Source organism: Kutzneria sp. 744 (genome assembly GCF_000568255.1).
Taxonomy (GTDB): domain Bacteria; phylum Actinomycetota; class Actinomycetes; order Mycobacteriales; family Pseudonocardiaceae; genus Kutzneria.
In genome coordinates this window covers 1,806,559-1,818,221 of the sequence record NZ_KK037166.1, presented here as the reverse complement: position 1 = coordinate 1,818,221, position 11,663 = coordinate 1,806,559, and the positions used below count along the sequence as shown (strand labels likewise).

Below are 11,663 nucleotides of genomic sequence, written 5' to 3'. Positions count from 1 at the left end.
CCGACAAGGCCAGTCCGCTGTCCCCGTCGGCGTCGTGGGACGTCTCGGCCCAGACCGGCGACTTCAGCTGGTCCTATCCGCTGCGCGTGCCGCCGTCGCCCGGCGGCCTCGATCCCAAGCTGGCGCTGAGCTACGCGTCGTCCGGTGTGGACGGTCGCACCAGCGCGACCAACAACCAGGCCTCCTGGGTCGGTGACGGCTGGGACCTCTCGGTCGGCTTCATCGAGCGCAGCTACGTCCCGTGCGCCGACGACACCACGCCGGTCAAGGTCGGCGACCTGTGCTGGCGCAGCGACAACGCCTTCGCCTCCTACGGCGGCGGGGGCGGCCAGCTCATCCGCGACGACAAGACCGGCGCCTGGCGCAACAAGACCGACGACGGCTCGCGCATCGAGCGCCTGACCGGAGCGGCCAACGGCGACAACGACGGCGAGTACTGGCGCATCACCACCGTCGACGGCACGCAGTACTACTTCGGCGACCGGCCGGACGCGAAGTCGGCCCTGACCGTGCCGGTGTTCGGCAACGACGCCGGAGAACCCTGCCACGGAGCCACTTTCGACGCCTCGCGGTGCACCCAGGCGTGGCGGTGGAACCTGGACAAGGTCGTCGACCGGCACGGCAACATGATCCAGTACAACTACGACGCCGAGACCAACTCCTACGGCGCGGACAACAAGGACGCCGCGGCCTCCTACGTCCGCGGCGGCACGCTGAAGGAAGCGCTGTACGGCCTGCGTGACGGCACCGCCCAGCAGGCCTCGGCCCGGGTCGAGTTCGCCACCGCCGACCGCTGCGTGCCGGGCAGCGACTGCACGCCCGACAAGAAGGACAACTGGCCGGACGTGCCGTGGGCCGACAAGTGCGACGGCCCGACCTGCAAGGACCAGAACTCGCCGTCGTTCTGGACGACCAAGCGCCTGTCGAAGATCACCACCCAGGTGCTGGCCGGCTCGACCTACTCCGACGTCGAGTCCTGGTCGCTGGACCAGCAGTTCCCGGCCAGCGGCGACGGCGAGAAGCCCGCGCTGTGGCTGAAGTCCGTCACCCACACCGGACTGGCCGGCGGCACGCCTGTCGCCTTGCCCTCGGTGCGGTTCGAGGGCACGAAGATGGCCAACCGGGTGGACAAGGTGGACGGGCTCGGACCGCTGCTGCGTTACCGGCTCACCGCCGTCGTCTCCGAGACCGGCGGCGTCACCACCATCACCTACGCGGCCCCGGACTGCACGGCCGACACCGTGCCGGCCAAGGCCGAGACGAACACCCAGCGCTGCTTCCCGATGAAGTGGGCGAAGAAGGACTTCTCCGAGCGCACCGACTACTTCAACAAGTACGTGGTCGCCCAGGTCGCCGAGTCCGACATGATCGCCGCCAACACCGAGGACGTCACCAGCTACGACTACCTCGACGGCGCCGCGTGGGCCTACGACACCTCGGAGTTCACCAAGGACGCCAACCGGAACTGGAACGAGTTCCACGGCTTCGGCCGGGTGCGGATCACCAAGGGCAAGGCCGGTGATCTGTCCGGGCCGCAGACGATGACCGAGGAGCGGTTCTACCGCGGCATGGACGGCGACAAGCAGCCGACCGGCACGCGGTCGGTCACCGTCACCGACTCCGAGGGCGGCGCCCGCAAGGACGACGCCTGGCTGCAGGGCTTCGAGTACGAGTCCCAGGTGCACAACGGAACCAGCGACCAGATCATCTCCAAGTCCGTCATGACGCCGTCCGTGCAGGGACCGACCGCCACCCGCGGCAACCTCAAGGCGTACATGGTCAAGACCGGCACGACCGCGAACTACGCGGCGCTGTCGGCCGGCGGCTGGCGCACCACACGGACCGAGCAGGCCTACGACGACCTCGGCCAGTTGGTGTCCACCAACGACCTCGGCGACATCGCCACCCCGGCCGACGACAGGTGCACCCGCACCAGCTACGTCCGCAACACCGACAAGTGGCTGATCGCCTCGCCGTCGCAGACCGAGACCGTCTCCGTGGCCTGCACGGCGACGCCGAAGTACCCGGACAACGCGGTGTCCGGCCACCGGTACTCCTACGACGGCAAGGCTTTCGGCACCGCGCCGGTGACCGGTGACGCCACCAGGATCGAGGTGCTCGACAGCTATCCGGCCTCGGGCGCCGTCTACATCCTGGACTCCACCTCCGTCTTCGACGCGCAGGGCCGGGTCACCTCGGCCGGCGACGCCCTGGGCCGGGTCACCACCACCGCCTACACGCCGGCGACCGGCGGCCCGCAGACCCAGACCGTGGTGACGAACCCGGCCGGTCAGTCGGTCACCACCACCCTGGAGACGGCGTACGGACAGCCGACCAAGGTGACCGACGCCAACAACCGCGTCACCGAGACGACCTACGACGCCCTGGGCCGCAAGACCGAGCACTGGCTGCCCAACCGGTCGCGGTCGGCCGGCGTCGCCGGCAACGAGAAGTACTCCTACGCCTACCGCGCCGACGGCCCGACCGTGGTCGCCACCAGCTCCATCGGCCCGAACGGCAACTACACCACCAGCAACGAGCTCTACGACGGCCTGATGCGGCTGCGCCAGACGCAGGCGCCGGCCGACGGCGGTCGGCTGATCACCGACATCAAGTACGACTCGCAGGGGCGCCAGTACAAGAGCACCAAGCCGTACTTCAACGCCGCGCCGGTCGACGACAAGCTGGTGATCGCCAGCGACGTGGACGTGGCGCTGCAGACCGACACGGAGTTCGACGGAGCCGGTCGCAAGACGGCGGACGTGCTCAAGGGCGGCGCCTTCGAGAAGTGGCGCACCATCACCGCCTACGACGGCGACAGCACGACCGTCACCCCGCCCGTCGGCGGCACGGCGACAATGTCCATTGTGGATGCTCGTGGCAAGACGATCGAACTGCGCCAGTATCACGGGCACCTGCCGACCGGGGACTACGACACCACCAAGTACGCCTACGACCCGGAGGGCCGGCTCACCACGACGACCGACCCGGCCGGCAGCACCTGGCATCGCGCCTATGACCTGCGCGGCAACGAGATTCGCGACGACGACGTGGACAAGGGCACGTCGACGATGACCTACGACGGCGCCGGGCAGCAGCTGACCAGCACCGATGCCCGGGGCACCACGCTGTACCGCGCGTACGACGACCTCGGCCGGACCACCAGCATCCGCACCGGCTCCGCGACCGGCCCGATCCAGGCGCAGTGGATCTACGACACGGCGTCGTTCGGCAAGGGCCAGATCGCCAGCAGCACCCGCTACGTCAACGGAAACGCCTACACCACGGCGATCAGCGGCTACAACGCGCTGTACAAGCCGATCGGCGCCCAGGTGACCGTGCCCGACTCGGAGGGCGCGCTGGCCGGAACCTACGCGTCGAACCAGAAGTACAATGTGGACGGAACCCTGTCCGGCGTCGGCTATGCCGCGGCCGGCGACCTGCCGGCCGAGTCGGTGACGACCGCCCGCAACGACCTGGGCCAGATCACCACGGTCACCGGCGGCTTCGACGGCAACACCGCCGACTACGTCACCGACACCACCTACACCAGGTACGGCGAGGTCGCCCGCACCCAGCTCGGCGACACCGGCAAGCGGGTGTGGCTGTCGAACTACTACGACGACAACACGCGCCAGGTCGACCGGACCATCGTCGACGCCGAGGTGCCGTCGCCGATGCTGTCGGACAAGCACTACAGCTACGACCCGTCCGGCAACGTCACGTCCATCGCGGACACACCGCAGGGCAAGCCGGCCGACGTCCAGTGCTTCACGCTGGACTACCTCCAGCGGATCACCGAGGCGTGGACGCCGTCGGGCGACTGCACGGCGGCCCCGTCCGCGGCGGCGCTGGGCGGTCCGGCGCCGTACTGGCAGTCGTTCTCGTACAACAAGGTCGGCGACCGACTCAGCGAGACCCAGCACGGCACGGCCGGCGACACCGTCACCACCGGCGCGTTCCCGGCCACCGGGCACTCGCTCAGCGGCGTGTCCTCCACCGGCCCGTCCGGTCCGAGTGCCAGCCAGTTCGTCTACGACGCCAGCGGCAACACGGTCACCCGCAAGCTGCCCGGCGCGACCCAGCAACTGGACTGGGACGCCGAGGGGCACCTGGCCAAGATCACCCAGGGCAGTGACGTCACCGATTTCGTCTACGACGCCACCGGCAATCGGCTGATCCGCCACGACTCGACCGGCGCCACGTTGTTCCTCGACGGCCAGGAGCTGCACCTGGCCAAGTCCACCGGCAAGCTCGAAGCGACCCGCTACTACCTGCACGGCGACGCGGCCGTGGCCATGCGGACCGCGGCGGGGCTGACCTGGTTGGCGGGCGACACCCAGGGCACGGCCCAGATCGCCGTGACCAGCGATTCGCTGCAAGTCACCCAGCGGCGGCAGACCCCGTTCGGCGAGCCGCGCGGAGCCGCGGTGGACTTCCCGGGGGAGAAGGGTTTCGTCGGCGGCACGCTCGACAAGTCGGTGGGGCTGACCCAGTTGGGCGCGCGGGAGTACGACCCGGCGCTGGGCCGGTTCCTGTCCGTCGATCCGGTGGCCGATCCCAATGACGCGCAACAGCTGCACGGCTACACCTACGCCGACAACAACCCGATCACCAAGTCCGACCCGGACGGCCAGATCTGGGGTTGGCTCAAGTCGGCGTGGAACGCCACCACCAAGTTCGTCGACGACCACCGCAGCTGGCTCGGCGTCGCAGCCGGCGTGCTGGCCTTCGCCAGTGGACCGGTGGGGTGGATCGCGCTGGGCGTGAGCACCGCGCTCACCATGCGGGACATGTGGATCGCCACCAAGAACCACGACTCCACCTCGTTCATACTGGACACGTTCTCGTTCGGACTCGGTGGAGCCGCGGCCGGGTTCGGCAAACTCGCCGCCAACGCGGCGAAGGCGGCGGAGGCGGCACAGGCGGCGACCAAGACCCCGGGTGTGCTCAACCTGGCCGCCAACCGGGTGGCCAACGCCGGGGCGAGATCCCTTGACCGCCAGGGGAACATCCTCAACGTCGGCGCGCTTGGTGAGACGTACATCGGGCCCGCGGTGCAGGCCATCCGGGGCGAGGGGATCACCAACAACCCGAGCGCCGAGGGACTCGGTGGCGAGCCGCCGGCCGCGGCGGCGGTGCCGCCGACCAACTGGAGCTGTTCCCGTCCGGGCTTCGCCGGGCCCTATCCGTGCACGAATCGGCAGGGCAATCCGATGGCCAACTCGTACTGCCATGCCGGCGGCGTGTTCTGTGTCCTGCCGCCACGGGCGCCGACGGCGGCGGGGCCGAAGTTCCCCTCGTTCGTTCCGTTCCACCGCGCACCGTCGTACAACCTCGGTCCGGACAAGCCCGGCCCGAACCGGCCGACGTACAACAGCGCGGAGGCGATCAGGACTGGCATCTACCAGACCACCGACGGCCTCTACCACAACCGCAGCGGCCACGGACTGGCCTTCTTCTGATCGGTGACCTACTGGCCCCGGCTCCGGCCGGGGCCAGTAGCGTTTCCGGGGTGACCGAGACCCCGTTTCCCGCCGTGTCCCTGGAACTGAGCCGCTACGACTGGGGATCGCTCGCGACGTGTGACGGCACGGCCGAGGACGTGCCGGCGACGGTGCTGGCGCTGCTCGCCGCCTCCACCGAGGAGGCGGCCAGGCATCACGCCAGCGACATAGACAACGTGGTGATGATGCAGAGCAACCTGTTCCAGTCGGCGGTGCCCACGGTGTCGGTGCTGTGCGCGGCGCTGACCGAGGACCTGATGCCGCATGCCCGCAGCACGGTGCTGTGGCTGCTCGGGGAGATCGTCAACGCCGACGTGCACCGGTCGGAGGTGGAGGCGGGCCGGGCGGACCTGGACGTGCGTGCCCGGGAGCTGGCCCGGGCCGGCCTGTGGCTGTTCTACCGCGAGCTGCGGCGCGGGGACCCGGCCGACACCGATGTGGTGCTGGGCATCATCCAGGCCGTGGAGACCGACCGGGCCCGCTACGAGCTGGTCCTGCCGCAGGTCGACTACCACCGCCGGGCCGACAACGTCTTCGGTCTGATCGACACCGTTGCCCTGGTGCACGTCCGTGACAAGCGGGTGCTGCTGGTGCGCACCCACGGGCGCAAGGCTTTCTACCTGCCCGGCGGCAAGTTCGAGCCGGGGGAGACCGATCTGGTCGCGCTGACCCGGGAAGTGCTGGAGGAGACCGGTTGCGCGCTGCGGCCGGAGACGGTCCGCCCGTACGGCGCATTCCGGGGCGACGCGCACGGCCAGGTGGCCGGCACGCAGGTGCGGATCACGACCTACACCGGGGAAATCACCGGCGAGCCGACCGCCAACTCGGAGATCGCCGAGTGCGGCTACCACACGTATGAGGAGTACTCGGCGATGCCGGAGACGGCGCCGGTCGTCCACGCCATCGTGGACGACCTGCACCGCCACGGATTGCTCTAGGCCTGGAGCGCGATGCCGGCCTCGCCGGTGTGCACCTGGAAGGTCAGCGACTCCTGGAAGTACAGCTCGATGCTCTCGGCGTCGTGCGACAGGTAGCCGATGGACAGGTCCTGCCCGAGGTGGAGCTCGTAGTCGCCGCCGCGGGCCGACAGCAGGAACGCGCCGGTCACCGCGGGCGCCCAGATGATGTCGCCGCCGTGGATCACCCGGGACAGGTGCTCACGGATCGGGTAGCCGTGGTCGGTGGTCTCCTCCACCGCCGTGTAGGCGTCGGCCGACAGCAGCAGCGTGTACGGGCCGTCGACACCGGCCAGGCGCAGGGCGCTCAACGCCTGCGCCAGGACGTTCGGGTACTCCCGCACGTCCTGGGGCAGTGTCAGGGCGTCGTTGGTGGTCGCCGCCCGCACGCCGGCGATGCCCGCCGCCGACAGGCCCTCGAAGATCGCGTGGTCCTCGGCGAAGGCGATGCGCTTGGCCGCCGCCTTCACCGGGTCCCAGTCCGCGTCCTTCGCCCCGCGCTCCACGTCGTCCACCGCGCGGCGGGACACCGCGAACGGCACGCGGATCTCCACGATCGGCTGCACCTCGCGGCTGCGCACCTGCGCGCCCTCGGTGGTGGTGCCCAGGTCCTTGAGGTGACCCGTGCCCACGGCCGACAGCGTCTCGCCGGCCGGGCCGACCAGGTCCACCACCCGGCGCCCCGCCACGTGACGGGTGAAGGTGCGCCGCGCCTCCGCCTCGATGTCCGCCCACGCCGCCTCGGAGATCGGCGCGAGTTCGCGGTGCAGGTTGTTCATTGGCTCCCTTTCAGGCTTCCGACGCGCAGCGAGAACGTGACGGGTTCTTCGGGTTGTTCCACCGTGGCCGGGACCGGTTCCGGCGGGTCCTCCAGGAAATCCGCCGTCGGCACGAAGAACAGCGTTCCCGTGACGGCCGTCGAGAAGTCGAGCACCCGGTCCGTGGTGCCTTCGGGCCGGCCGATGAACATGTTGCGCAGCATCAGCTCGATGATGTCCGGGCTCGCCGCGTAGCCGATGAAGTAGGTGCCGTACTCCGCGCTGCCGACACGGCCGAACGGCATGTTGTCGCGGAGGATCTCCCGCTCCTCGCCGTTCTCGTCGACCACGGTGTTCAGCGCCACGTGCGAGTCCGGCGGCTTCACGTCGTCGGCCAGCTCCATGTCGCCGAGCTTGGTGCGGCCGATGACGCGCTCCTGGTCCTCGGTCGACAGCGCGTTCCACGCCGTCATGTCGTGCAGGTACTTCTGCACGATCACATAGCTGCCGCCCGAGAAGTCCGGATCCTCGTCGCCGATCGTCACGGCCGCGGCGGCGGCCCGCCCGGTCGGGTTCTCCGTGCCGTCCACGAATCCCAACAGGTCCCGGCGATCGAAGTACTTGAACCCGTGCACCTCGTCCACGACGGCGATGGCCGGGCCGAGCAGCCTGGTCAGCCGGTCGGCCAGCTCGAAGCACAGGTCCATGCGCTTGGCCCTGATGTGGAAGAGCAGATCGCCCGGCGTCGACGGCGCCGCGTGCCTGCTGCCTTGCAGCGCCACGAACGGATGCAGCCCCGCGGGGGTGGTCGCGCCCGGGTACAGCCTCGGCCACGCCTCCGCCCCGATGCCCACCACGCAGGTCAGGCCGCCGTCGGGGATGCGGAATCCCACCGACCGGGTGACGGCCCCGACGTCGGCCAGCACGTCGGCGACGGCGTCCTCGCCTCCGTCGGCGACCGTCGCCACCAGGAAGATCGCCGCCTCCGTCAACGGCGTCAGCACCGACTGCGGCTCAACACTCGCCATGCCGGTGATCTTAGGCACGAACCCCGCCCCACCGCCCCCGCGAGTCCCGCTCTCGGGCAACCATGAACCGGTTTCGCGACCTCCGCCCACCCCGCCCCACTTCCGTCACATGCGGTCCGCACGTGCCGCAGGGCGGCAAGTATGACGCTCATGTGACATTCGGATGTGCCGGGAACCGACATTCGGTGTGTCGGAGAGCGTGACTCGCGGGGTTATATGTACGTGCGTTTGCTATACGGTTTCGAGGGGGTCCTTCGGTCGTTCGGGTCAGGGGGCGGGGCCACTTCGTCAGCTCGACGCGCCGGATCCAGGGGGTATGGCATACGCTGGGGAAACAAGGGGTGTACCCCCTGCTTCCCATGACTACGCGTTTACCCAGTCTGCTTCGCGTATGCGACAGCCCCCGTAGGTAATTATGGGCACCGCACGGCGTCCGTGGACACCCGAACCTTCTTGCGGGGACCACATCGCTGTAATAGCTTTCGCCAGCAGAATACCTGGGGTGGTCGGACGCTCTGGCCGGAATAGTTCCAGAAACACTCGGGGGCGGTCGTCCTCGAATTGTCCGAACCTGTGTCGCGTCGCTGTAGCCAGTCTCTAGTCGTGGAGGCAAGGGTGAACCAGTTAGCCACGCTCGACCGTTTCCGGACCGACCTCGACCGCATCCGCCAGCGGGTCGACCAGCAATTGGCGGCGCTGTTCGAGCGCGCGCTGGTGGACGGGATCGGCCCCAGCATGTTCGGCCTGTCCGAGCTACGAGGCATGGCGCTGGCCGGCGGCAAACGCATCCGGCCCGCCTTCGTGCACTGGGCGTTCGTCGCCGGCGGGGGAGACCCGGCCGACAACTGCGCCATCGACGCCGGCTCGGTGCTGGAGATGCTGCACACCTTCGCCCTGGTCCACGACGACGTGATGGACGAGTCGCCGACCCGCCGCGGCATGGCCACGCTCCAGGTCACCTTCGCCGAGCGCCACCGCGCGCTGGGCATGAGAGGCTGCCCGAAGCGTTACGGCGAGAACATGGCGATCCTGTTGGGGGACTTCGCGTTCCTCATGTGCACGGAGCTGGCGACCATGCTGCCCCGGCACGCGCTGCGCACCTTCTACTGGTCGGCCACCCAGCTCATGCACGGCCAGTACCTGGACCTGGAGACCACCGCCTCGGGCGAGTTCACCAGCGAGATCGCGGCCCGCACGGCCCTGCTCAAGACCGGCAGCTACACGGTGGAGGGCCCGCTGCTGATCGGCGCGGCCCTGGCCCCGCGCGGCATGGAGATCAAGCCGCAGCTGCAGGCGTACGGCCGGGCCATCGGCCAGGCCTTCCAGCTGCGCGACGACCTGCTGGACATCTTCGGCGACGAGGCCGAGACCGGGAAGCCGGTCGGCGGCGACATCGTGCACCACAAGGCGACCCGGCTGCTGGACATCGTCCGGGCCCGCGCCACCGGCCGTGACCGCGAGCTGCTGATCCGGTTGGAGGCCAACGACATCGACCTGGCCACCGTTCGCTCGCTGCTGGTCCGCAGCGGCGCGGTCGACGAGCTGGAGTGCAAGATCGACGCCCTGGTGGCGCAGGCCGTCAACGCCCTGGACGAGGTGCCGATGGCCGCCCACCGGCCGTGACTCGCTCGTCGACGCGCGCACTTTTGCTGCCACCGGAAGTTGGTGAATCCGGAACCGGTTCCGTGACCGGTTCCGGACAAAGTCGGGTCGCGCCGCCTTGTCTGCCGCCCGCCACACGTCGTAAGAACGATTCGGCGAAACGTGGTCGCGGCAGGCAAGGGGGCCCCATGCGGAAACTGCGAAAGAGCATTAAGCGGTCGGCGCCGTGTTGATCATGGGTACGGCGCTGCCGGCGGCGGCATCCGCCGCCCCGGACAGCGGACCGAACCCGGCGTGCCCGTGGGTGGGCTCGCACGCGCCCACCGACGTCAAGGTGTCGCGGGTGCTCGGACAGATGACCCTCGACGAGAAGATCACCATGGTGCACGGGGCCGCCGGCTCCGCGTACACCGGCTTCATCCCCGGCAACGCCCGGCTGTGCGTGCCGGCGCTGAAGATGCAGGACGGGCCGGTCGGCGTCCGAATGCCCGACACCACCCAGCTTCCCGCCGCCGCCGACCTCGCGGCGACCTTCGACTCCTCCCTCGCGCACGGCTACGGCAAGGTGATCGGCGCCGAGGACAAGGCCAAGGGCGTCGACGTCGACCTCGGGCCCACCGTCAACATCGTGCGCGACCCGCGCTGGGGCCGGGCCTTCGAGAGCTACAGCGAGGACCCGTACCTCACCGGCCAGATCGGCGCCGCCGACATCGAGGGCATCCAGTCCCAGGGCGTGATGGCGCAGGTCAAGCACTTCGCCGTGTACAACCAGGAGACCAGCCGCAACACCATCGCCGACAACGCGGTCGTCGACGACCGGACGGTGCACGAGGTCTACACCGCCGCCTTCGGCACGATCGTCGACCAGGCCAAGCCCTCGTCGGCCATGTGCTCGTACTCCGCGATCAACGGCGTTTTCGCCTGCGAGAACGCGTATCTCGACAACATCCTCAAGAGCCAGTTCGGCTTCGACGGCTTCATCACCTCCGACTGGGGCGGCACGCACAGCACCGTCGCCTCGGCCAACGCCGGGATGGACATGGAGATGCCCGACGGCGACTTCTTCGGCGACGCGCTGAAGGCCGCCGTGCAGGGCGGCAAGGTGGCGCAGAGCCGCGTCGACGACATGGTCGCCCGCATCATGCGCGAGGAGTTCCGGTTCGGGCTGTTCGACCACCCGTCGCGGGACACGCCGACCGCCGTCGCCTCGACGCCGGCCAACGTCGCCACCGCGCGCAAGGTCGCCGAGGACGGCGCGGTCCTGCTCAAGAACGACAACGTCCTTCCGTTGGACGCCAAGAAGACCCGCTCGATCGCCGTCATCGGCGACGGTGCCGGCAAGGACGCCCTCACCGCCGGCGGCGGCAGTGCGGTTGTCGCCGGCACCGGCACCGTCACTCCGTTCGACGGCATCAAGGCTCGTGCCGGCGCGGGCACGACCGTGACCTACGCACAGGGCAACCTGAGCTCCACCGGGCAGCTGCCGGCGATCGACAGCTCGTACTTCGGCGGTGGCCTGCAGGGGCAGTACTTCAACAACAAGACCCTCGACGGCACGCCCGTCGCCATCCGGACCGACCCGACGGTGTCCTTCGACTGGACCGGGAAGTCCCCGGCGGCCGGCCTGACCGACACCAACTACTCGGTGAGGTGGACGGGCACGCTCACGCCGCCCGAGACCGGCACCTACACGTTCGGCCTGTCCAGCGACGACGGCAGCCGGCTGTTCGTCAACGGCAAGCAGGTCATCGACAACTGGCGGGACCAGGCCAGCCACACCGAGACCGCCACGGTCGACCTGACCGCCGGCAC

The 11,663-nt window shown here is 69.5% G+C and carries 6 protein-coding genes; 4 read left to right on the top strand and 2 right to left on the bottom strand.

Annotated features, from left to right (window positions below; genetic code table 11):
• Together KUTG_RS07980 and KUTG_RS58145 are read left to right on the top strand one after the other, a co-directional pair.
• On the top strand, positions 1-5,465 hold a 5,465-nt coding region (locus KUTG_RS07980; RefSeq protein WP_052394191.1), incomplete at its 5' end, for an RHS repeat-associated core domain-containing protein.
• Positions 5,466-5,515: 50 nt separating this feature from the next.
• Entirely contained in the window at positions 5,516-6,445 is a 930-nt protein-coding gene (locus KUTG_RS58145) for an NUDIX hydrolase (RefSeq protein ID WP_232240706.1), read from the top strand.
• On the opposite strand, the gene KUTG_RS07970 is transcribed toward KUTG_RS58145, so the two are convergent.
• Both KUTG_RS07970 and KUTG_RS07965 read right to left on the bottom strand, forming a co-directional pair.
• A complete protein-coding gene (locus tag KUTG_RS07970; RefSeq protein ID WP_043716043.1) occupies positions 6,442-7,242 on the bottom strand; it encodes a family 1 encapsulin nanocompartment shell protein in 801 nt (266 codons plus the stop codon). The genes KUTG_RS58145 and KUTG_RS07970 overlap by 4 nt on opposite strands.
• Positions 7,239-8,249 (bottom strand): Dyp-type peroxidase, encoded by a 1,011-nt coding sequence (locus KUTG_RS07965; protein ID WP_043716041.1) that lies wholly within the window; start codon positions 8,247-8,249, stop codon positions 7,239-7,241. Before KUTG_RS07965 ends, KUTG_RS07970 begins: the two co-directional genes overlap by 4 nt.
• 615 nt (positions 8,250-8,864) lie before the next feature.
• Between KUTG_RS07965 and KUTG_RS07960 the strand changes: the two genes are divergently transcribed.
• A complete protein-coding gene (locus KUTG_RS07960) occupies positions 8,865-9,872 on the top strand; it encodes a polyprenyl synthetase family protein (RefSeq protein WP_052394190.1) in 1,008 nt (335 codons plus the stop codon).
• Positions 9,873-10,086: 214 nt separating this feature from the next.
• On the top strand, positions 10,087-11,663 hold a 1,577-nt coding region (locus KUTG_RS60905; protein ID WP_232241433.1), incomplete at its 3' end, for a glycoside hydrolase family 3 N-terminal domain-containing protein.